Here is a 23,079-nt window from a genome sequence, read left to right as displayed (position 1 = left end):
ATGATTAAGTTTGACGATTAATAAATGGGCTGCCAGGTTGCCACAAAATCCACATCTGACAACCCAAACATAGTCGCAGCAATGCCTCGAATGTTAGATAAAATTGCATAAAATCTCTCCGAAGTAGTATTTATATAATGTCCAGTTGAATACTTATGATTTAAGACTGACACAGAGATTTAGAGACGCGGGGACGCGGAAAAATTTTAATTGTAAGTGATTAGCAGAACGTGATATTTGATATTAATTATTAGGTTTGAGAATCATCGCTGGGAAGCTAAATACAGCAATTAGACAATTTCTCAAAAATTGCGATCGCAAGGATTTATGCTAGAGGTGAATGCTTGTCATCCCTCAATATTTTCTCAATTGGTAAAATATTTCTCTATTACCTAAAAAATACTGCCAGCGCTGACATACAGACGAATTAGGTAGGTGCAAAAGCACCAATAATATTAAAGGTTCATGAGGGACAATTTCCCAAACTTGCTTCAGGAATTATCGCTTATGCTTGAAGAAACATCGGTATGTGATTAAAGTTAAATTTCCATACATAGCAGCACTAGCCCAAGTAGAAGGCTAGAAACTAGTTGTAGAGATAGCTGCTGAGTAAACATAATTTTGGTTCCACTTTGGTTCCACTACTTGCTTTGTAGTTTACCTCTCCAAATTGAATTTGGTCAAGTATTGATGTTGACAAATATTTTTGACCTAGAGTTTTTTCTCAAAAATCTTCTCAAACCGTCTTTCTTAGCGGCTAGGCTCAACCACTAGGCTAAATAAACCCAGTTTCTTGGATTTAACGCATCATCATACTTGTTTTGTGATGAGAATCAGCTTCATGACATGGAGAGAAAGCTAATACTCACTTTATAAATAGCCTCTTCATCAGAATCCATTGAACCGTGAAACTGTAAACAATCTTAAAACTGCTTAGGTACTCTTAGCCTTAAAATAACAATACTGATTGCGATCGCCAACTGCTTTCAGAACTCATGAGAATATTTCAACATTTTCTCACATTTTTTGAAGCAAATTTTACAATCATCTTTGTTGGAATCCTCTCTTCACTAACATCTCTCCGCCTCATCTCCAGAGAGTTCCAGTCTCGCAACAAAAATTAACATTATTTATTCAAACGCGCCCATGCTTTAGCGACACATGGGAGAAAGAACCATCAATGTAGTCGTCTACTCTATTTTCTAGTTCTATATTTACAACAACCTCAGAAGTCGAAGAGTCACTAAAAGAGAAAAAACAGTTGTAACAGTGGGATTTGTAGTTGCAACCCATGCAAGTGTAATTGGCGAAAAGCGAGTTTTAGTAGAAACCGAGTCAAGATTTTCCATCCCTATGGCTGCTGGGGAATAAATGCGACAAAAATTCTTCCTTGCCTACTCGCTACCGCTAAAAGCTAGAAACTGCGGCAAAAATGTAAAATTTCAATCGTTGTCTTGATAATGAACCGCTAAAATAGTTCTTAAAGTTAGGTTTTTCGTGGAAATTTTGCGATCGCACTATGCATTTTTGTATTAGGTGAGCTAATATTGGTACTCCTGAGTGTTAAATCCCTTTTGAATTGATTAAAATACTTTGTATACAATAAGAACAGTTTGTCAAGTCTCATAAGGGTGACATTTCAGTAGTACGCTTGCGTGCGACTCAAATTAAATAAGCTAAAGTTAAATTAATCCGCCCAAAGGTAGATTCCATCCGAATTTAAATGATGTACCCAGGTTGTTGGCACATCTCAAGTCGAGTCACTTGAAGAAAACAAGACTCAGCAAACAAAATTAAGTGCCTGTGGCAGATTCAGCTAATTTGCGCCAAAATTCCAGTGCGGGAAGCTGTAAGTCAGGGTGAACCTTCACCAAGGGCATCTATAGTTAAGGGTAATAAATGCTGTTTCGCAGCCAAAAATTGAGGAAAACACTTTCCCATATTTCAATTAAATTTCCCTGTAGATTCCATGAGTGAGTAAACCCCAGCAACGAAAATGACAATTGTCCACTCACAAACCCATACATTTCCCTGTAAAAATGAGTGCAATAAGGCTTCCCCTCCCGGTTAGCAGAACATACCCACTTACCACACAAATAGTGCTTTGGAGAATTACTTGAATCAGACAGAATTTTAAGTGTACGGAATCTTTGAAAGTAACAACAATATCGTTGTGATTACATCAAATTTTTGCCACAATTCAAGTGTATGACCACCGCATTAAATTTATTATTGGTGACACAGGCTTTACTTTACTTAATTACTTCATGGATATTACACAAAAACAGTGCAATTTTTGTGAAACAGGCTACAATCTAAACAGCCTTGACAAAAAAATATCCCTTGGGAAGATATTTTTTGCATGAAGTAGTAATTTTTCTACCGAGAATAGTCTGTAACTGGCTATTTATTTGTAATTGATGTTGTCAAGCAACATTTAATTGCACTTGCATCAGATGGAGAAGTTCTATCGACATTTTTTGATTGCAAAACACAGAACCAAATGGAACTTGTTGCAGCAATTAAAGTCACAATAGAAACTTGAGGAAGCACTGAATACTAACTAGTAGTTGGCTAGTAGTTAGTCCCAGGACGTGATTGGGTATAAATTGTAAATTTTTTACCAGATTATCTCCCGAAAACACGTATAACTTCCGAATATATCTTAGGTTAAATTAGTCATAAATCCCTAGCGGGTAATGACAGGTCAGCTAGCTTAAAACAGCATAATTGATTCTGCAAGGAGCATGAGGAACGCGGCATGAACCAGGCTAACAACGTACTCGAAAATATCTATCAGCCTGAACTAGAAGTTGGAAGTCAGCCTGATTTCGAGTTTGAAGCACTCTTAATAGACGATGAAGAGGACTTACTGCTTGGCGACGATGGTGAAATGGATGAGTTCTTAGAACCATCCTCGGATGAGGAGGATGCTAAGTCTGGCAAAGCCGCCAAATCTCGCCGTCGTACGCAAACTAAGAAGAAGCATTATACAGAAGATTCAATTCGTCTTTACTTACAAGAAATTGGTCGGATTCGTTTACTTCGGGCTGATGAAGAAATTGAGTTAGCGCGTAAAATTGCCGACTTACTCGAATTAGAAAGAATTCGAGAAAAATTGTGCCAGCAATTAGACCGTGATCCGAGAGATAGTGAGTGGGCAGAAGCAGTAGGCGATGAATTACCGAAATTCCGCTATCGCTTGCACATCGGTCGTCGGGCAAAAGATAAAATGGTGCAATCAAACTTGCGCCTTGTGGTTTCAATTGCCAAGAAATATATGAATCGCGGTTTATCCTTCCAAGATTTAATTCAGGAAGGTAGCTTGGGCTTGATTCGCGCTGCTGAAAAATTCGACCACGAAAAAGGTTATAAATTTTCTACATACGCAACATGGTGGATTCGTCAGGCAATTACAAGAGCGATCGCAGATCAATCTCGTACTATTCGCTTGCCAGTACACCTGTACGAAACTATATCACGGATTAAGAAAACAACCAAATTGCTTTCCCAAGAAATGGGTCGCAAACCTACAGAAGAAGAAATAGCTACCCGCATGGAAATGACCATTGAGAAGTTAAGGTTTATTGCCAAATCAGCGCAATTACCTATCTCCTTGGAAACTCCTATTGGTAAAGAAGAAGATTCACGTTTGGGTGATTTTATTGAGTCTGATGGTGAAACTCCTGAAGACCAAGTCTCTAAGAATTTACTTCGTGAAGATTTAGAAAAAGTTCTTGACAGCCTCAGCCCTCGCGAACGTGATGTCCTACGTTTGCGTTACGGTTTAGATGATGGTCGGATGAAGACACTGGAAGAAATCGGTCAAATCTTCAACGTTACCCGTGAACGTATCCGTCAAATTGAAGCCAAAGCATTGCGTAAGTTACGTCACCCGAACCGTAACAGCGTTTTGAAAGAATATATTCGATAAATAGTTATCATGAGTAGTGGCTAAAAAATGAATACTATTTTTAGTAATCTTAATTATTAATCCACTACTAACAATAAAAAGTAATCTGTAACCTGCGAATGTGAAAGCATTTTCAGGTTTTTTATTTTTGCAGAACTTGGCAATTTATATCAAAAACTGAAAACCTGAGAAGATTGGCACATTTCTTCCCAGGTTTAAATATCAACATCAGGTATTTATGAAATTAGCGTTGCAAAAATCTACAGAATACCCCAGAAATGTAAAAATCCTTTACCGGAGAACAGTTCGATTAAGGCAGCAGAAACAAAACCAATCATAGCCAAACGACCATTCCAAATCTCTGCTTGTGGAGTAAAACCCCAGCGCCAAGCATTACGATCTTGTACTACGGGTGCGTTGACATTTGTTGTTGTTGTGTTCGACATAATTATTACTCCAAAGTTGGTTAGTTAACTTTTGTAACCCTTATGTAAATTAATATAACAAACTTTTGCTAGTTGTTACATGTATTTACACATTAATTATGTATTTATATATTGATGATAGTTGCAAATTTAATCATATTTATTGATAGCCACTTTCAATAATCTGTGCTAGTGCCAAACTTCAGGCATCAAAGTCTCGAAGAAATTACATCTCTGATATCCAGTCCGGCTAATCACTACAATTAAAATTTCTCCGCCTCCCCGCGTCTCTAAGTCTCCGTGTCAGTCTTAATCAATCAGCATTCAATCGGGCATAATATGAAAGCTTTCTAGTCAGGCTAAATAGTTCCCCTCTGCCCACCAACACGAACTAAGCTGATGTGCAGGTAAATCATATAAGTCAAAAACTCAAAATAATTGTAATTGTAGTGCGGAGAGGAGTTTCCGGGGAGATATTCTTCACGGAAAACTCCGGGGACGGAAAGCCCGCGTCTTATATACAAATTAGATGCATCGCAGCTTATCTTCTCTTTTATTGCATATTTTGCGACTTTAATTACTTGATTTACGGTATTTCAACAACAGAGATAATTTTTTCATCCCGGTTCAGTTGGATAACACTTTCACCCAGACTATCGCGACCAGATGCAGTGACGGTATTCAGCGCCAAACGCACTACTCGCTGCTGATTGGTAATTAATGCGACTTCTGATTCTGGATTGAAGAGTGTGATTCCTGCTAAAGCGTCAGCTTTATTGGTAAATTTACAAACCTGAATGCCAATATCACCCCGGTTAGCCGATCGCAAATTATTTACTGGTAGTTGTTTGGCATATCCTTGTCGGGTGACTAGTAATAATTTATCTGCGGTTTTAAAGCTAACACAGCCAGCCATTGCTTCGTTGAGACGCAAACGCATTCCTTGCACGCCCATTGCGGTGCGTCCCATAATTGGCAGTTGTTCCTCATTCACCGTTATTCGCAATAAACGTCCACCGGAACTAGCTAAAATTACTTGTTCTCCAGTGTTTGTAAACTGAGTTTGTAATAATTCGTCATCTTCCTTAAGTTTTGTAATGGTGATGCCGCGACGGGTAAGGGTAGTAAACTCTGATAAAGATAAGCGTTTGATGCGTCCTTGTTTCGTCAGCAAAATCATCTCGCCTTCAGGTTTTTCTGGTTGCATGAAGCGGGTAAGAATACCTTCGGTTGCTTCTCGAGCGGTGTTACTTAATAAGGTAATGAGTGGGGTGCCTCGAAGGTTGCGTCCAGTAGAAAGGGGGATGTCTCCGACACTAATGGGATAGACTTTAGCTCCTGTGGTAATAATTAATAATTCTTTGTGGGTGTTAGTTGGGGTTGTCAGCAGAGTAAAGTCGTTTTCGGAAGCACTGTGATCGACTTTTGATTTTTTGCCATTGGGTTGATTGCGTCGCACATAACCACGATGGGTGAGTTCGAGGATAGCATCTTCGGGAGGCGCATCTAATTTGGGATTTTGGGTTCTGAATTTGGGATTCTCATCATCCTCATCACCTTCACCCTTGATGCCTTTGCGCTGTACCCGAATTTCTTCGGTGATGATTTTAGTGCGACGTTCATCACCAAATTTACGTTTGAGGCTACGCAAATCTTTTTTCAGGGACTTGAGTAATTCCTTGCGATCGCTCAATAATATCCGCAAATTGGCTATCTGCTGGGAAAGTTCGTCAAACTCACGTTGGAGATTTTGCTGTTCTAAACCAGTGAGGCGACGCAAAGGCATGGCTAAAATAGCATCGGCTTGGACTTCAGTTAATTGCAAGCGACTAATGAGGGTGATTTTAGCTGTGCTACCATCGGGTGCTTGGCGCAAAATCGTAATGACTTCATCTAAATTCCCTAAAGCCTGGAGTAATCCTTCCACCAAATGGGCACGATTTTCAGCTTTACCCAACTCGTAACGATAGCGGCGACTAAGAGTTTGCTCACGAAAATCTAAAAATTCTTGTAACAGATTTCGTAAACTCAGTTGTCGAGGTTGCCCATTCACAATCGCTAACAGAATCGCCCCAAAATTCGTTTGCAGTGCCGTTTGGTGGTAGAGGTTTCCCAAAATTTCCTGGGGATTAGTATCACGTTTGAGTTCAATAACTACCCGCATACCTTCCCTATCACTTTCGTCGCGGATATCGGAAATTCCATTCAACCGTCCTTGGTTCACAAGTTCGGCAACTTTTTCAATCCAACCAGCCTTATTAACTTGATATGGTAATTCGGTGACAATAATTGCTGTGCGACGATTTTTGCCTTTAGCTCCAGCCACTTCTTCAATTTTAGCAATTCCGCGTAAGACGATACTACCCTTACCCGTAGTATAAGCCTCCCGAATCCCAGAAATCCCGACAATTTCACCACCTGTGGGGAAATCGGGACCTGGGATGAATGTAAACAATTTTTCATCGGTTAACTCCGGATTATCAATGAGCGCAATCAAGCCATCGACAATTTCATTCAAATTATGGGGCGGAATATTGGTTGCCATGCCGACAGCAATCCCTGCACAACCATTCAAAATTAAAAATGGTAATTGCGCTGGTAGAACGGTGGGTTCTTGCTGTGAGTTATCAAAGTTGCCAATAAAATCGACAGTTTCCTCACCAATTTCCGTCAGCATCCCCTCATGACCGATAGCTGCAAGACGAGTTTCCGTGTATCGCATCGCCGCCGGAGGGTCGTTATCCACACTACCAAAGTTTCCGTGTCCAGCCAGTAGGGGATAACGACAAGAAAAATCCTGCACCAACCGTACCAAAGCATCGTAAACCGACTGATCACCGTGGGGGTGGTACTTACCAAGCACATCCCCAACTACACGGGCACATTTTCGATAAGGGCGTTCTGGGGTCAGACCAAGTTCATGCATCGCGTATAGAATACGACGGTGAACAGGCTTTAAGCCATCGCGGACATCGGGTAACGCTCGCCCGACAATCACACTCATGGCATATTCAAGATAAGACCGTTGCATCTCAGTATGCAGGGCTGTGGTGATTACCTGTCCCGTAGAGAGAAGGTTTAACTGTTTTGCCATGAGTTGTTACCTGAAATTTAACTACACAGAAAGCTGTCAATTGAGTCAGAAAAGGGCTGAAATTAAGCACTATTGAACCACAGCATAGCGGATGAATTGTGCTTAAACACAAAATTTTGATACTTAAAGGATAAAAAGCAGTAGTATTATCCTTGATGACGGGGAAACATATGGATTAATAAACAAGGAGATCGTGACTGTTTCAATCAGGCGGTCATCCCCCTTCACCTTAACAAGCGAATTGCTCATGAAAACTGTTCTGATTGTCGAAGACGATCTAATTAATGCTCGCGTTTTTTCCAAAATTTTGACCAAGCGGGGCGGCTTGGATGTCAAACATACGGAAAATGTGGAAGAGGTCATGAAAATTGCCCAAGCGGGAGAAGCTGACATCATTTTGATGGATGTTTCTTTGTCACGGAGTGTGTACCAAGGCAAGTCTGTTGATGGTATCAAAATTACACAAATGTTGAAATCCGATCCACAAACATCTTCCTTGCCAATTATTTTGGTGACAGCACATGCAATGGAAGGCGATCGCGAGAGCTTTCTCAAACAGAGTGGTGCGGATGGCTACATCTCTAAACCTGTTGTTGATCATCAACAGTTTGTTGACCAAATCGTGGCACTCTTACCCCAAAACAACACTTAGTATTAGTAACTTCAACTGAGATCGCAAGATTAAGTCAAAATTTCTGAAACTAATTCTGAAACTAATGTCGTACTGATATCCTCCCAAGTCACATCTTGCTTAAGAAGCAGTAGCCCAAAAACCTATCGGACTACTGCTTTCTATTTTTACAATATATATGTACTATTTTGTGTGTAATAAATCAATAGGGAATAGGGGGAGAGACATGGAGATTAACATCCTGAGATGTTGATGTCTCCCCTAATTCCTACTGTTTAGGGGCAGATTGACTGTCACGTTGTTGAATAGCAGCTTGAATGCGTGGTAACTCAATGAATTTTTTGGTGTCACTAAGTAGGCGTGTACCCCAAAGATTTTGTTTGAGAAAATCTAAGTCAGCATAACGGCTATCGATGCGAAGTGCTTGTTCGCCTAATGCAATACCCTGTTGTTGGTTTCCTCTGGTATAGGCAGCAACAGCTAATGCCATTAAAGGTTCTGCCGCTTGTTTGTCTATGGCAACAGCCGATTGCCATTGTTTGACAGCTGTTTGTGTATCACCCTGTTCGTACTTAATTAAACCTATGTTATTAATGGCGGGCCAGAATTTTTTGTTTTGAGCGATCGCTTGATTATATTGAGCGATCGCATCGGGTAATTTGCCCAGCATATAATAAGCATTGCCTAAATCAAATAATCCTTCGGGGTCGTTGGGCTTTAATTTCAAACCAGCGATGTAGAAGTTGCTGGCTTCTAGATATTTTTGCTGTTGGAAATGTACCGAACCCAGGGCAAACTGGACATCGGCATTTTTCGGGTTCAGTCCTTGAGCTTTTTTGAGGGATGCGATCGCATTATTATAATCTTTGGTTTGTAGGTATAAACCGCCTAAAAGGAACCAAACGCGATCGCTCTTAGGTGCAAGTTGTGATGCTAACTTTGCTCGTGGTAAAGCTAACTCATATTGTTGAAACTGCCCTAATGAAGCTGCTTCTTGAGCTAGGCTTAAACCTTGTTTTTCTAGTTTCGCTGCATCTAGTTGCACGGTATGAGGTATCAGTGCTTGTGCGGAAGCTGTTTTCGGCATCACCCACAAGCTACAGACAACCAAGAGAGAAATTAAACCAGTTTTTTTTGACACAGTACCCCCTCTATTGCCACAAAATCAAACAATCTTTCAGCTAGCTTAAACTATCTCAGCTATTGACGACAGCAAAATGTTACATATCTGGTGAAGATGAAGACGTAATGACAGCAGGGAAAAGATAATTGTTATATTATTTCTCCAAAATCTAGCAACACATAAACTAAATCTCCGCGTCTCTCCATCTTCTCGTCTCTCCATCTCCGCGTCCCCGTATCTCCGCGTCCCCGCATCACCGTCTGTTACTTTCTTTTGGAAAATTGGTATTACTTCTGCGTATCTTCTGCAATCACTAATTTCCATTCTTTCTCACAGTAAAAATTTAATGGAAAGTCTGGCTTTGCTAAATATAGACTTAAATAAATTTAGCTATGTGTGTTGATATCCACAAAATGCGCTAGCTAATATCAAGCAAAATAGCAACAATGCTTAATGGTTAATGGTTAACAGTTAAGCATATCAGTTGACATTAGCTTATTATTTGTCGCCTCTTGTTTGTGCATCGCTCCAAACCAGTTAACAGATTGATGTAATTTTTTTGATTTGATTTTCCAAGTTTGTCGTTGCTTGGAAAAATTTTGCATTCCTTGAAGTTCGTTCAAATCTGTTTTGCACCAATTGCTGACATACCTCTACAAAGCACCAGATATGAATTTTTCTAGATTTCTTCTGCATTCTTCTAGGATTGCATTTGCTCCCCAGTTTCTATTTTGGAGTATTGCGATCGCAATTTGTATCCCCACATCAGCTCAAGGGGCTGAGGCTAAGAATTTATCGGTGGTGCAGAAGAACTTAGGGGAAAACCCTGCCAACACTACATCCCCAGGCAAAGCGGCAGATTTACTACCTGTCGTAATTCCAGTTCCTCCTGCTTCTTTGTCTGTTGCCAATGCGACTAAGCAACCAGAAAAACCCCCTCACGAAAAATCTCCTTCTCAAAGAGAGGTATTAGAACTCAAAAATTCTCCCGATGCCGAAAAAAATTCTCATGTTGAGGGAGAGAAGTTACAGCCGAAAAAGCAACCAATCAAATTGCAGCCTTCTCGCAATTCTGAGAAAAAATCTGGTTATCACGATAAAAAACATCGGCATGAAGGGAATTCCTCTCCTTTACTGGTTCCCAGTAAACCAGAAGAAGTGCAAATTCAGGAAAATCAACCTCTGACTCTCGAACAAGCACTAGAAATTGCCCGTAACAGCAACCCGCAATTAAAAACTGCAATTTTAGAATTAGAACGTAGTCGTGCAGGTTTAAAGGAAGCTGAAGCCGCACTCTATCCAACCTTTGGTATAAATGGTAGCCTCACAGAAAGTAAATCTGCTCAAGATAGTTTATCTGTTAATTCGGGTATAGCTCCTCCTGGTAGTGATAAAGCCAGAACTGCATTTACCGGGCAGGCGGAGATTAACTACAACATTTATACATCTGGTCGTCGTTCGGCAAGTATTCGCGAAGCCAAAGAAAGAGTGAAAATTAGCGAGTTGGATGTCGAGACAAGGTTTCAAGAAATACGTCTTAGCGTCACCAGTCGTTACTATGACTTACAAGCTGCTGATGAACAACTAAGGATTTCGGCGGCGGCGGTGGAGAATGCTCAAGCCAGTTTACGGGATGCTCAAGCACTGGAACGGGCGGGAGTTGGCACTAAATTTGATGTTTTGCGATCGCAAGTTAATTTAGCTAATTCCCAACAAGATTACACCAATGCGCGTTCCCGCCAGCAAATTTCCCAAAGACAATTAGTGTCGCTGTTAAATTTGCCACAAACAGTCAATATCAGTACCGCCGAATCAGTCAAAATTGCCGGGTTGTGGCAGCAATCCTTGGAGGAAAGCATTGTCAATGCCTACCAATATCGCCAGGAATTGCAACAAAGGCTAGCTGAACGCAATATCGGTGAACAAAGACGCAAGTTCGCTCTATCACAACTAGGACCACAAGTAGCATTAGTTGCAACCTATGATGTGTTAGACCAATATAACGATAATACTGGCGTTACCGATGGTTATTCAGTAGGTGTGAAAGCACGCTGGAATATCTTCGATGGAGGTGCAGCAAAAGCCCAAGCATCCCAAGCAAAAGCTAATATTGCGATCGCGGAAAGTAATTTCACTAACCAACGTAACCAAATTCGCTTTGAAGTTGAACAATACTACGCGCAGTTGCAGTCGAATTTAGAAAATGTACAAACAGCAACAGCAGCTGTAGAGCAAGCACAGGAAGCATTACGACTGGCAAGGCTACGGTTTCAAGCTGGAGTTGGGACGCAAACCGATGTCATCGCTGCGGAGAATGATCTCACCCGCGCTCAAGGTAATCGCGTCACAGCTATTTTGGATTACAATCGTGCCTTTGCGAACCTGCAACGTGCCGTCTCAGCCAAAGTGTAAAGATTATTTGTAGAAACGCGATCGCGTTTCTACATTTTGTTTGGCTGTTCTTCCAGTCCTCACACGCTGCCTTGAACGAGAAGTTGTTTGCCAGTTTACTGATATTAGTTGGTAATATATATATCTGCGTGAAAACAGTAATCATGAATCTAGTTATCAGTCTTCACAATCGGTTGTTGTGAATTGAGTGCGATCGCAACTTGCTACTGAAAATATAAGTTTGACTATGGCTACGTTAAATAAAAGTTATGTTTTTGTAATTCTTATTATTTACTCAAATTTTCCTCACCCATTCCACAAGATTTCCACAGATATTTGATAGTTTTCCACAGCCTTTTTACGGTTCAATCGGCTGTTTGTCTCTTACTGGGGATTTGCCCTCATCCACAGGTATTTGCTGCGAGATACTGAGTTTTTGTAAAGTAAAGTAAAATAAATAGGGCTAAAGAGCTTATTGTTACGTAAATATTTATTCTTTATAAATTCTCTTGTAACATTTCGCAGCATTGACAAACCTCCCCCCTCTTGCCGCACAATAAATCGGCTTGCATTTTTAGTCCGTTGGGTCGCTGTGTAAATTTACGATTACGGTTGCCACAAAAAACCGCAGAGGAAGAAAGTTTGGATTTTGCCACACAACAGGCTACAAGCAAGGAACAAAAAGTTGATGGACTTCAATGGAGAACCTTGGTATGAACGCAACAGTTAGCTTATTTACAGAAATTCCGGAAACCCTCCACGAATCCCTCAAGACTTACCTTGATGCTCATCCTGACTGGGATCAAAACCGAGTATTAACGGCGGCTTTGTCGCTGTTTTTACTTCAGAATGGTGAAAGCGATCGCTCTTGCGCCCGCGTCTATCTGGAAACGCTGTTTCAGCACTCCTAAAATACCGCCAATTCTTAAATCACTGTTCCTAATTCAGCACTTCTAATATCTAGTTGACTTTGCTAAATTTTATATTTTTAGCTTGATTTTCCGTAATGTTGGTGCTGCTTCAATTTCAATAAACTAATCAATCAATAAATCAAAATGGGGCACTCCCAAGAGTACCCCATTTGTGTTTTTATCTAAATCGATAATAATTATTATCTTCTTTTATGGTGATGTAACTAACCGATGTAATTCCTCGCCAGCAAGATAGCACCCTGAAAACCGACACATACAACAGCAGCAAAAACAACCCTGGAGTGTGAATATGAATTCAACTACTCACAAGCCGAAAGAAAAGCCAATTCTGTGGAAACTTGCCTAGAATATTCAGGTTACAGTCAGACTTAATGTAGTTAAAACTATCAGTAACTGAGACTAACTAGTTATGTAGATGATGGTATGATAGCTATCTTTAACTATTCCCTAAAACCTAGCTCTTGAATCTGTATAGAAATTTACTCTATACGATAAAAGATGAGCACAGGACTGTGAATTCTGCTAAGTAGTTAGAACTAGACTTGAATTAAAAGTTTTTCACAAGCTGTTTGTTTGCGGCGGCTGAACCACAAGAATATTGAATGGAACGTAACTATTTTGACTGAATCCAGATTTAGCATTGCAAATTGACGACAATTGCAACTGCAATGCTTAAATAACGGATTTTTCAGACGGTACTTGAGCAGGACATTCAAATTTATATCCAACACCACGTACAGTTTGGATTAACGCTGGCTGGCTGGCATCAGCTTCAATTTTTTTGCGAATTTGACCGATATGAACATCAACAACCCGTTGATCGCCAACATATTCATAATCCCATACTTCCTGAATCAGTTCAGCTCTACGCCAAACACGACCAGGATGGCTGGCGAGAAAATGTAACAGGTCAAATTCCAAAGCTGTTAAAAGTACAGGCTGAGTATTGAGAGTCACTTCACGTCTCACAGGATCAATCATCAACTTCTCAAATACAAGCCGCTTTTGTTCGGCAGTAGTAACTACTCGCTGGCGCTTTAAGATCGCAGCCACCCGAACCTCCAATTCTCCCAAGCCAAATGGTTTGGTGAGATAATCGTCAGCACCTTTAGAGAAACCGCGAATTTTATCGGCTTCATCGGCGCGACTAGTCAGCATTAATACAAAAACACCATTGCGGCTTTGCATCTCTTGGCAGAGGTTGAAACCAATCACGTCTGGTAGATTTACATCTAAAATGACCAAATCGGGATTGAATTGCTCGAACAAGGCAAGTGCGGACTTACCGTCTTCGGCTGCTTCTACCTGGTAGCTTTGCTTGCTGAGAAAGCGTTGAATTAAATTCCGAACCGCAGGGTCGTCATCAACAACAAGAATCTTGGCGGGAGCCATGACCATCACTTTGCACAAAAATTATAGGATTAAGTTCGCGATTTGACCGTACCAATGGGAACGATGTTCGCTTTGGAGTCATAAGAATCTACAAGGCTAAGACACAAAATCCCTGATTTTCTAGATAATTTCTAGATATGATCTGGATTTAGGAGCAATACCAAGATGTAATTTATCTGGCGGATGCTCGAATCTTAACTGTATCTTCATAGTAATCTAGAACACTGTAGGTTATTCTAGTCACTAGGTAATTTAAAACGCTTTAATTTTAAATCGATATGCAGCTCGATGCTACAAATGATTAGTACGTTTATTATTTTCAAGTTTAACTAAGGTACGGTCAGTAGCCATACCGAAAAAATCAAAGATATATATTTCACAATATTCACCTTTTAGGTATTGTTATCTCAAATTCTAGATTAAAGCCCCAATCCCTCAACGACATGAGGGGATACACTGAGTTATAGCAATATGTTAAAGTAGCTATAGTTAGAACCACCAGTCTGGCAGGATGGACTCGTGCTACTATTCCAGTTAGGGCATGACTATGTTTCAGGATCAAAGTAAGGTCTTCAACTTGCAAAAACAATCAAGCTTTAACATCTTAGAGATTAAGGCGATTTTTTCATATTGAGAGCGAAACTAAAGGTTCTGAACATTAGCTAAAAGTGATTTTTGAGTCATAAAAATCTAAATTTCCTACATTCGTTTTGTTTTTAAATTTAATTGCCTCTAAAAAATAAGGCTAAAGTGATTGATTCCCATGAGCGATCAAAATCCCTACGAACAACTTGGGGTGTCGGAAGACGCTAGCTTTGAAGAAATTCAAAATCATCGTACTCGTCTTCTCGAACAGTACAACGGTGATGTTAAGCGCTTGGAGGTAATTGAAATTGCCTACGATGCGATTTTAATGGATCGCTTGCGGATGCGCCAAGAAGGCAAAATTAAGGTGCCAGAACGTATTCGCTTTCCTGAGCGTCTTGTGCAGTCTGCCCCACAAGAAAGTTTGCCGCGTCATGAGCAATCATCTAAGTGGTTTGCTCGCATGTTGGATAAGCCAACAACTGGTGATGTGGTTTTGCCTTTGGTTTGGTATTTGGGTTTGAGTGCGATCGCCTTATTTTATCGTGCAGGCGGAGACCAAGCTTTACAGTTGGCTTTGGTGGTGGGAGTTGGGGTGAGCGTATTTTTCTTAAATCGTAAAGAAAATAGCCTCGGTAGATCTGTTTTATGGACTTTTTCGGGGTTAGTGATTGGTTTAGTGGCTGGTGGGTTGTTAGTCAGCTTTTTACCACAAGTTGCTTTACTTCACATTTCCGGTAATCAATTTTCAACTGTGTTTACCTTCATATTGCTGTGGGTGATTACCAGCTTTTTCCGATAGAAAAATTATATTTTGTATCTGGTCTTGGCAGTGAATGAGATGAGGTTGCCTAAATGCCTAGTATAAGAAGGCAGAAGTAAGAAGGCAGGAAGCAGAAGGCTCAAAATCTTGAGATATAAGCTTTTTCCTTCAAATTAATAGTTGCCTTATTTACGCTGTGCTGTACTAGAATACAACAAACAGATGCAGTGAAGCGGATAATCGGACAACTAAAATAAACTCAAAAAGCGGGTTGATTTTTTCAACCCGCTTTTTACTTTTTTCTTAATGAAACTTAAACTTCTACAACTAATTCCCCAATCTACCTGTCGTTGCCAAAGGTGGAGTCTATACAACATTGGTTAAATCCTCCTAAATCAAGTCAACTTTTCCAGATGAGATATCTTTTGGATTGAAAATTGTCAAATGACGACTCTGTGCTATTTCTGCAACCCACTTCGCGATCGCGGTTTGTGTTCTTGGAAATCTATTGGTTCAAAGCTATGCGGCTGTTTCCAGCCAATCGTAAACCTGTTCTAACTGTTCGAGAGTAATTAAACCATACTGCCAGAGAATCATCGGTAATGGACCTGGGTCTTGCTGGCTATGACGAAGTGCGACGGCAATAGATGCTGATGAAATCGCCAAATCTTCTTGTAAAAAATGAATTAGTCGAGAGTATGTCGTTGATGACATTTGTAGCTCACCTCCTTGGGTCGTGTGTATTGTCATATATCAACTTGTTCTTATTCATGATTCAGTTGCCAGTATTTCATCTGTCACCACAGAGTTAATGTATCTATATCAAACCAAAGGCTTTAAGCAAATTCCGCAAAAATTACGGAAATAAATCTTTTGACGTTGTCCAAAATTTATACCCGAACTTGGACAAGCGCACTGCCTAACTCTTACAAATTAGATAACGCTTGCCAGCCGCAATATAGGCAAAACTTATTAAAATTATTAGATTAACTTATTCAATCTATCTCATCTGTAGTATCAAAGATTTCATAGCATTATCTTCGCTTATTAGTTACTCGTTACTCGTGCACCAAAAGGAAGATTTTTTGCTACTCAGTGCTTGATTTACAATCTTCGCCTTGAAAATAGTTGGATTCGATTTGAATGAATAGAAGTATATCAAATCTTAGCTATAAAATAAACTTTTTTACAAGGCTATCCGAGAAAAATTCAGGTATTGGATGAAAAATTTAGTTCCTACAAAGCTTTTTGACTATTTTATAGGTATGTTTATATCTCCGAGAAACACCGTAGTTGAATGCAGTATTTTTAACCTTGTCTTTACTTTTTTGATTTAAGTGTAAGATATTTGATCTCAATGCGATCGCCAGCTTTCAGGCTAAGTTCGGCAGCACGACCAGCACGTAGTTCAATCACTTGGTCAACCAATTTATCAGGTCCATAGGTAGGACAAGGTTCTTTCGCACAGGGAGGAGCCGCAGCTGTAATATCCTGTATGACACCTTGATAAAGGAAAACCATGTCTAAAGCAACAGGTACATTCTTCATCCAGAAACGAACAGGCTGTGGGGAGGGAAACTTAAATAACATACCTCGGTCATTTGCTAATGCCGGTCGGTACATCAAACCCATTGCTTGTTGCTGGGGTGTTTTAGCTACCTCTAATTGAATAGTGAATCCACTAGGTATAACTGCTACAGCAGAAATTGGCAATTGTTGACCCCTATTAGTATTTGTTATCACTGGGACTGAGGGCTGAATACTAGGTGTAGTAGTGGGTGGATTGGCAGTAGTCGGGGTTGTACAACCAACTAGCATAACTACTAACATTAGAGGAAACAAATGTAACAAGCGCGACATGATTTTCAAGTTATGATTTTGAATTTCGATTGTACATCTTTGTTTGTAATTATTTGTGCTTGCAGTGTAAATTTATTGTCGCCAACAGGGACTAGGGGCAAAAGGGTGTAGGGGTATGGGTATGTAAGGGTATGAGGTCTGATGGGTAATTAGCAATATCCACTATCTGGGCAAGCCAAAGTAACCGAATCAGACCTGTAGCTTATGCCTCTGCCAAAACCCCATGTCCAAATTTAAGAATCCCTTAAAACGTAACCGACACCACGCACAGTTTGAATCAGACGTTTTTGACCTTCATCTTCAATTTTGAGGCGCAAGTAACGAATATAAACTTCGATGACATTTGATTCGCCCATAAAGTCATAACCCCAGACATTTTCCAGGATTTGTTCACGAGTTAAGACTTCGCGGGGGTGTTCCATTAAAAACTTCAACAGTTCAAATTCTTTCATTGTCAAATCAATTGCTCGTCCGTTGAGGATTGCGCGACGGGTGGCAATATCGAGAACCAAGTCACCAAAGCGTAACTGTTCGGTGGTATCAACTTCGGGTTTCAGATACAGACGAACTAAATTTAAAAAATCTTCAGCACGATAAGGTTTGAGAAAATAGTCGTCAGCCCCTGCTTCGAGACAAGCAACGCGATCATCTACTGTATCCCGTGCCATTAATACTAAAACAGGCGATCGCATTCCTGTACCGCGAATATTTTTGCATAACGAAAGCCCTGATTCGCCAGATAACATCCGGTCAATTACAATTAAAGCTGGTTCGCGCTCACGACTGTACTGCAAGCCACTTGGGGCATCATGGGCGATGACTGTTTCGTATCCCGCTTCTTGCAAATCAAAAGAAAGTTGATTTGCTAAACTGTCGTCGCTTTCAATTACTAAAACACAAGGGTTGTAAACAAGCGTCATACAAGGGTGGTGTTGGAAGTTTAAATAGTATTAATACTAAATGCTATTAATTAGATAAATAAATATGACAATACAAATGTACGATTAATAATTGTGAGCAAATGATTGGCTAGTACAGCGCGGCGGAAATAAGCAGACCATTATTGAATCTGGAAAAACCCATTGATAATAGATTTTTCCCCACTATCTCGAAAATACGGGAAGCAGGAAATTATCAAATTAGGAATTTAGGTAATGGGTATAGGGCAATGAACGATAAACATCCTGTTTTCTTACCTTTTACCCTTTACCCTTTACTTACTCGTCATTTTGACCGATACGACGAATATTCAAAATATCGCTCATTTTTTTAATCTGGACGAAGACATGCTCTAATTGGTTTTTATCACGAATTTCAATTCCCAAGTCAATTAGCGCTGGCTGGTTAGTTGCCGTTTTCACACTGGCGTGACGCACGTTAATACCTTGGTCGCTGAGTCTGGAGAGTATGTCTTTGAGTACCCCAACACGGTCTAGTGCTTCTATTTGGACGTTGACAGAGTATGTCTGCGGACGACTATTGTATTCCATACCTGCATTCCATCTGACGGGAATGAGGCGATCGCAATCGATGCTATCTAAATTACTGCACCCTTGACGGTGAATTGTAATTCCCCGTCCCCGCGTGACAACACCGATGATTTCTTCTCCGGGGATGGGGGTACAACAGCCTGCGAGGTGATACATCATGCCTTCAACACCAACAATGGGGGAATCGCTAGGGCGGAAGGATGCGGGAGTGATATCGCGGGTTTTGGGGGCATTGGTGGGCAGATTTGGCATTGGCACAACTACCTGTTCTTGTCCCTTGATGAGTTCTCGCCAGCGATTTAAGATCAGGTTGAGATTGATTTCGCCATAACCTAAAGCCGCAACTAAATCTTCTGGGCTGTGGTAGTTACATTTTTCTGCTACGGCTTGCATGGGTTCAGATTTGAGCATGTTGTCCAAACCGCCTTTCCCCAATTCTTTTTCCAACATTTCCCGCCCCCGGGCAATGTTTTCTTCGCGTCGCGATCGCTTATACCATTGTTTAATTCTGTTTTTGGCTGCGGATGTGGCGACAAAGTTCAACCAATCTAAGCTGGGATGGCTGTTTTTTTGCGTCATGATGACAACAATATCGCCGTTTTGCAAGCGTGTTGACAATGGCATCATTTTTCCGTTGACTCTTGCCCCAGCACAGTGATTACCGACTTCGGTATGGATACGGTAGGCAAAATCGACACTTGTTGAACCTGGGCTTAAGGCAACAACATCACCTTTGGGGGTAAAAACATAAATATCGTCCTCGAAAAGATTATTTTTAATACTGTCGAGGTATTCTTGAGCATCTTTGAGGTCATGCTGCCATTCGAGTAACTGCCGCAACCATGTAAACTTCTCATCAGATGTGGTGATAGTGCTGGTGGAAGCACCTGTTTCTTTGTATTTCCAATGGGCGGCAATCCCGTACTCAGCGATGCGGTGCATTTCCAAGGTGCGAATTTGTACTTCTAAAGGTTTGCCCCAAGGACTAATAATGCCTGTATGCAGTGATTGATAGCGGTTTGGCTTCGGTAAGCCGATGTAGTCTTTAAAACGTCCGGGAATGGGACGGAAGGCATCATGAACCACTGCTAAAGCACGATAGCATTCTTCGTTAGTATTAACGATAATTCTTAAAGCTGCTAAATCATAGATTTCATTAAACTCTTTATTTTGACGTTGCATCTTTTGATAAATGCTGTAAAGATGCTTTGGTCTACCGCTAATATCGGTGCATTGAATTCCGGCTTCTACTAAACGCGATCGCAAATCATCGGAAACCTTTTTCAATCGGTCAACTCGCGCCACCCGCTTCTCGGCAACATGCTGTTGAATTTCGCGAAAAGCATCGGGTTCTAAATACTTAAAAGCTAAATCTTCTAATTCCCATTTAAAACGCCAAATCCCCAGTCTATTGGCTAGGGGAGCAAATATATCTCTGGTTTCTAAAGCATTGCGTCTACGGCTTTCTTCGGACATAAATTCCAAAGTCCTCATATTATGCAAGCGATCGGCTAGCTTCACAACGATAACGCGAATATCTTGCGCCATTGCCAAAAACATGCGTCGAAAATTTTCGGCTTGACTCTCTGTTTTGCTTTTAAAGTTAATTTTTGAAAGCTTGGTGACACCTTCAACCAAACGTCTAACTTCGGCACCAAATCGCTGTTCAATTTCCTCAATTGTAACTTCTGTATCTTCCACTACATCATGTAAAAATCCAGCTGCTATCATAGCAGCACTACCTCCAAGGTCGCGCAATAAACAGGCGACTGCAACGGGGTGACAAATATAAGGTTCGCCCGATTTGCGATATTGACCCTGATGCAATTCATAGGCAAATCTAAATGCACTACAGATTAATTCTGTATCGCATGACCTTCGCTCTTCTCCTGGTTCTGGATTTGGTGCGGATGAGTCCTTTTTGAAACAATCTTTTAGCCAATCCGGGAGGGTGATATCGATAGGGGTATTAACTAGTAAGCCACTCATATAATCGGGTTTGAGGAAATCGGTGATTGGGATAGATGCAGGAAGCAAGGGGATGTAGCTTCCGATGATAGATAAATATAATGAACTGCGTCTCTACCTTAAAGAACAAAGTAGTCGCGATTTTGTGGTATATTAATTCGGTTTTAAAGTCAATTATTCAGTGTGAGAATCGGGGATCATTGTTTTGCTACCTGATAAATAAGAAACTGTGCCCCAAAATTAGTTTCTGAGGCATCTAACTTTGGGGGAAAAATAAGAGATGATTGCGGAATAAAATTTTTCTTGTCATTAATATTATCTCAATAAACATTGGATGTCTCTAAATCAGGATAAATATCATACACTGGCAACGCTACTTGCAGAAGTACGCCGAGATGTTGCGACTAATCAGATAACTGTAGCTGAAATTCGGCAGCGTCTAGTATTATTACAACAATTTTTTCAGGAACAGATTGTTCCTTTTGTTAGTAATGCATCGCGAGAACAGATGTTTTGTACCGAAATCAACAAGCAATTGCGGCTTTTGGAGATTGATATTAATTTTTTAGCTGGTGCTAGTAAACCTGCAACTATTGATACGAGATTAAAAATCATTGGCGATCGCATGATCACTCTCATAAAATATTGCGAAGCTGTCATAGGCAGTGAACAGTAATCAATGGTGTAGTTTTACCATTATTGCCAACATCTGTAATCTAATCTGATACAGTATTTTAACAATTGCACTGAGTATTAATTACTTCTTTGTTTTTGGCTAATAGTCAATGAGCTATGCTCAATCATGCTCTATGCCCATTAATAATTAACCATTAATCATTAACCAAATATGCCAGAACCATTATTTAGTGTTGAAAATTTACGGATAGCTTACCCCCAACGTAGTCACGAAGAACCAAGTTGGGCTGTTGATAATGTGTCTTTTGCGCTACAGCCCGGTGAAAGAATGGGATTAGTGGGTGAGTCGGGTTGTGGGAAGTCAACCCTAGGACGGGCGGTAATGCGCTTACTGCCAGCGAATTCGCAGATTGAGGGGAAAATTAGTTTTCAGGGTAAGTCGGTTTTGGATTTAACGCCCAATGAAATGCGTAGATTTCGGGGTGAGGTAGCGGCACTGGTATTCCAAGACCCGATGACAAGACTTGATCCGTTGATGACTATTGGCAACCATTGTTTGGAGACTCTTAAGGCACATGCACCGGAGTTATCAACCAAGGAGACAAAGGAGAAGGCAATCGCCACGCTAGCAAAGGTGAACATCGCCGCAAATCGCTGGAACCAGTATCCCCATGAATTTAGTGGGGGAATGCGACAACGGGTAGCGATCGCTTTAGCTTTGCTACTGAGTCCAAAGTTAATTATTGCCGATGAACCGACCACAAGTTTGGATGTGACAGTTTCCGCACAAATTTTGCAGGAGCTTACCCGACTTTGCAGCGAAGAGAATATGGCTTTGCTGTTGATTTCCCACGACTTAGCGATGGTTGCCGAATATTGCGATCGCATCGGTGTGATGTATTTTGGGAAAATGGTGGAAACGGGTGCTACCGATTCTGTCTTTCGCCATCCTCAACACGAATATACACAATCACTACTCAAAGCAGCATTACACATCCAATCGATTGATGAAGTTAGCGCTGACAATATTGTGCAAGCAGAGGGTATTACGCCCCAATCCTCACAGCCAATTCTCCGAGTCAAGGAACTCAAACAACATTATGCGATCGAGCCGAATTTGATTGAACGTTTCTTTAAGGCGGAAGGACAAACAATTAAAGCTGTCGATGGCATTAATTTGGAATTGTATCCGGGGGAAATTCTCGGCTTAGTGGGTGAGTCCGGTTGTGGTAAAAGCACTCTCTCGCGGACAATCCTGCAATTAATTCGCCCGACTGGTGGTGAAGTGGAATTTTTGGGTACAGAATTAACGAATTTGTCGCGTCAAGATATGCGCGCCTCACGACGACAAATCCAAATGATATTTCAAGACCCCCATGCATGTTTAAATCCGGCGATGTCGGTAGGTCAAAATATAAGTGATCCTTTATTAATTCATGGGATGGCGACACCGGAGGAAGCTAAAAAACAAGTTTTAGCGATGTTGGAACGGGTGGGATTAGTACCTGCGGAAACCTACTATCAGCGTTATGCCTCCGAACTTTCTGGAGGGCAGCAGCAGCGTGTAGCCATTGCCCGCGCCTTGATTACCCATCCCAAACTCTTGATTTGTGACGAACCTGTAAGTATGTTAGATGCGAGTGTGCAGTCGCAAGTATTGGACTTGATGTTGGCATTAAAAGAGGAATTTGAGTTAACCTACTTGTTCATTACCCATGATTTATGGTTGGCGAGGTTTTTGTGCGATCGCATTGCGGTGATGAATGCTGGTAAAATCGTCGAACTTGGTAATACCAAGGAAATTTTCAAAAATCCCCAACATGAATATACGAAAAAGCTGTTAGGGGCGGCTCCGTTACTCGCCAGGGCTTAATAC

16 protein-coding genes are annotated in these 23,079 nt (G+C 40.9%); 7 read left to right on the top strand and 9 right to left on the bottom strand.

The window, feature by feature from the left end; all coding sequences use genetic code 11:
* Window positions 1-2,761: 2,761 nt before the first annotated feature.
* Window positions 2,762-3,934 carry an RNA polymerase sigma factor RpoD gene (rpoD, locus tag VB733_RS07110; RefSeq protein WP_096615443.1) on the top strand — a complete coding sequence of 391 codons (1,173 nt, stop codon included), beginning with the start codon at window positions 2,762-2,764 and terminating at the stop codon, window positions 3,932-3,934.
* Window positions 3,935-4,173: 239 nt separating this feature from the next.
* Here rpoD and VB733_RS07105 read toward each other — a convergent pair whose 3' ends face one another.
* Together VB733_RS07105 and gyrA are read right to left on the bottom strand one after the other, a co-directional pair.
* Window positions 4,174-4,359, bottom strand: a complete 186-nt coding sequence (locus VB733_RS07105) for a chlorophyll a/b-binding protein (RefSeq protein WP_096615442.1) — start codon at window positions 4,357-4,359, stop codon at window positions 4,174-4,176.
* Between the two features lie 565 nt (window positions 4,360-4,924).
* Window positions 4,925-7,432, bottom strand: a complete 2,508-nt coding sequence (gene gyrA, locus VB733_RS07100; RefSeq protein ID WP_323339383.1) for a DNA gyrase subunit A — start codon at window positions 7,430-7,432, stop codon at window positions 4,925-4,927.
* Window positions 7,433-7,679: 247 nt separating this feature from the next.
* Here gyrA and VB733_RS07095 point away from each other — a divergent pair, with 247 nt between their 5' ends.
* Window positions 7,680-8,084 (top strand): response regulator, encoded by a 405-nt coding sequence (locus tag VB733_RS07095; protein WP_323339382.1) that lies wholly within the window; start codon window positions 7,680-7,682, stop codon window positions 8,082-8,084.
* A 247-nt stretch (window positions 8,085-8,331) separates the two neighbouring features.
* On the opposite strand, the gene VB733_RS07090 is transcribed toward VB733_RS07095, so the two are convergent.
* Both VB733_RS07090 and VB733_RS07085 read right to left on the bottom strand, forming a co-directional pair.
* Window positions 8,332-9,204: a tetratricopeptide repeat protein gene (locus tag VB733_RS07090; protein ID WP_323339381.1), complete on the bottom strand. Its 873-nt coding sequence runs from the start codon at window positions 9,202-9,204 to the stop codon at window positions 8,332-8,334.
* Between the two features lie 45 nt (window positions 9,205-9,249).
* Entirely contained in the window at window positions 9,250-9,510 is a 261-nt protein-coding gene (locus tag VB733_RS07085; protein ID WP_323339380.1) for a hypothetical protein, read from the bottom strand.
* Between the two features lie 345 nt (window positions 9,511-9,855).
* On the opposite strand from VB733_RS07085, the gene VB733_RS07080 reads away from it, so the two are divergent.
* Together VB733_RS07080 and VB733_RS07075 are read left to right on the top strand one after the other, a co-directional pair.
* Window positions 9,856-11,598, top strand: a complete 1,743-nt coding sequence (locus VB733_RS07080; RefSeq protein WP_323339379.1) for a TolC family protein — start codon at window positions 9,856-9,858, stop codon at window positions 11,596-11,598.
* Window positions 11,599-12,290: 692 nt separating this feature from the next.
* Window positions 12,291-12,488, top strand: a complete 198-nt coding sequence (locus VB733_RS07075) for a DUF2811 domain-containing protein (RefSeq protein WP_096615438.1) — start codon at window positions 12,291-12,293, stop codon at window positions 12,486-12,488.
* 693 nt (window positions 12,489-13,181) lie between these two features.
* Here the strand turns inward: VB733_RS07075 and VB733_RS07070 are convergent.
* Window positions 13,182-13,901, bottom strand: coding sequence for a response regulator transcription factor (locus VB733_RS07070; protein ID WP_323339378.1), 720 nt, complete (start codon window positions 13,899-13,901; stop codon window positions 13,182-13,184).
* A 763-nt stretch (window positions 13,902-14,664) separates the two neighbouring features.
* Here VB733_RS07070 and VB733_RS07065 point away from each other — a divergent pair.
* Entirely contained in the window at window positions 14,665-15,288 is a 624-nt protein-coding gene (locus VB733_RS07065) for a CPP1-like family protein (protein WP_323339377.1), read from the top strand.
* A gap of 480 nt (window positions 15,289-15,768) precedes the next feature.
* Here the strand turns inward: VB733_RS07065 and VB733_RS07060 are convergent, their stop codons facing one another.
* The 4 genes from VB733_RS07060 to VB733_RS07045 all read right to left on the bottom strand — a co-directional run bounded on the left by VB733_RS07060 (window position 15,769) and on the right by VB733_RS07045 (window position 20,588).
* Window positions 15,769-15,999: a DUF2949 domain-containing protein gene (locus VB733_RS07060; RefSeq protein WP_323339376.1), complete on the bottom strand. Its 231-nt coding sequence runs from the start codon at window positions 15,997-15,999 to the stop codon at window positions 15,769-15,771.
* 570 nt (window positions 16,000-16,569) lie between these two features.
* Window positions 16,570-17,109, bottom strand: coding sequence for a DUF192 domain-containing protein (locus VB733_RS07055; protein ID WP_323339375.1), 540 nt, complete (start codon window positions 17,107-17,109; stop codon window positions 16,570-16,572).
* Window positions 17,110-17,342: 233 nt separating this feature from the next.
* Entirely contained in the window at window positions 17,343-18,029 is a 687-nt protein-coding gene (gene nblR / locus VB733_RS07050; RefSeq protein WP_323339374.1) for a response regulator transcription factor NblR, read from the bottom strand.
* Between the two features lie 297 nt (window positions 18,030-18,326).
* Window positions 18,327-20,588: a bifunctional (p)ppGpp synthetase/guanosine-3',5'-bis(diphosphate) 3'-pyrophosphohydrolase gene (locus VB733_RS07045; protein ID WP_323339439.1), complete on the bottom strand. Its 2,262-nt coding sequence runs from the start codon at window positions 20,586-20,588 to the stop codon at window positions 18,327-18,329.
* Between the two features lie 313 nt (window positions 20,589-20,901).
* Here VB733_RS07045 and patD point away from each other — a divergent pair, with 313 nt between their 5' ends.
* Window positions 20,902-21,243 (top strand): heterocyst frequency control protein PatD, encoded by a 342-nt coding sequence (gene patD, locus VB733_RS07040; protein ID WP_323339373.1) that lies wholly within the window; start codon window positions 20,902-20,904, stop codon window positions 21,241-21,243.
* A 171-nt stretch (window positions 21,244-21,414) separates the two neighbouring features.
* A complete protein-coding gene (locus tag VB733_RS07035; RefSeq protein ID WP_323339372.1) occupies window positions 21,415-23,076 on the top strand; it encodes an ABC transporter ATP-binding protein in 1,662 nt (553 codons plus the stop codon).
* The last annotated feature ends 3 nt before the right edge of the window (window positions 23,077-23,079 follow it).

Source organism: Calothrix sp. UHCC 0171 (assembly GCF_034931845.1).
GTDB lineage: Bacteria > Cyanobacteriota > Cyanobacteriia > Cyanobacteriales > Nostocaceae > Brunnivagina.
The sequence above is the reverse complement of the archived record's forward strand: the minus strand, read 5'-3'. Positions and strand labels throughout refer to the sequence as shown.

Coding starts and splice junctions, on each gene's coding strand:
- VB733_RS07085 (WP_323339380.1), bottom strand. CDS start 9,510: ATGGAAATTAGTGATTGCAGAAGATACGCAGAAGTAATACCAATTTTC.
- VB733_RS07080 (WP_323339379.1), top strand. CDS start 9,856: ATGAATTTTTCTAGATTTCTTCTGCATTCTTCTAGGATTGCATTTGCT.
- VB733_RS07075 (WP_096615438.1), top strand. CDS start 12,291: ATGAACGCAACAGTTAGCTTATTTACAGAAATTCCGGAAACCCTCCAC.
- VB733_RS07045 (WP_323339439.1), bottom strand. CDS start 20,588: ATGAGTGGCTTACTAGTTAATACCCCTATCGATATCACCCTCCCGGAT.
- VB733_RS07035 (WP_323339372.1), top strand. CDS start 21,415: ATGCCAGAACCATTATTTAGTGTTGAAAATTTACGGATAGCTTACCCC.
- patD (WP_323339373.1), top strand. CDS start 20,902: ATGTCTCTAAATCAGGATAAATATCATACACTGGCAACGCTACTTGCA.
- VB733_RS07065 (WP_323339377.1), top strand. CDS start 14,665: ATGAGCGATCAAAATCCCTACGAACAACTTGGGGTGTCGGAAGACGCT.
- VB733_RS07105 (WP_096615442.1), bottom strand. CDS start 4,359: ATGTCGAACACAACAACAACAAATGTCAACGCACCCGTAGTACAAGAT.
- VB733_RS07095 (WP_323339382.1), top strand. CDS start 7,680: ATGAAAACTGTTCTGATTGTCGAAGACGATCTAATTAATGCTCGCGTT.
- VB733_RS07060 (WP_323339376.1), bottom strand. CDS start 15,999: ATGACAATACACACGACCCAAGGAGGTGAGCTACAAATGTCATCAACG.
- gyrA (WP_323339383.1), bottom strand. CDS start 7,432: ATGGCAAAACAGTTAAACCTTCTCTCTACGGGACAGGTAATCACCACA.
- VB733_RS07055 (WP_323339375.1), bottom strand. CDS start 17,109: ATGTCGCGCTTGTTACATTTGTTTCCTCTAATGTTAGTAGTTATGCTA.
- rpoD (WP_096615443.1), top strand. CDS start 2,762: ATGAACCAGGCTAACAACGTACTCGAAAATATCTATCAGCCTGAACTA.
- VB733_RS07070 (WP_323339378.1), bottom strand. CDS start 13,901: ATGGCTCCCGCCAAGATTCTTGTTGTTGATGACGACCCTGCGGTTCGG.
- nblR (WP_323339374.1), bottom strand. CDS start 18,029: ATGACGCTTGTTTACAACCCTTGTGTTTTAGTAATTGAAAGCGACGAC.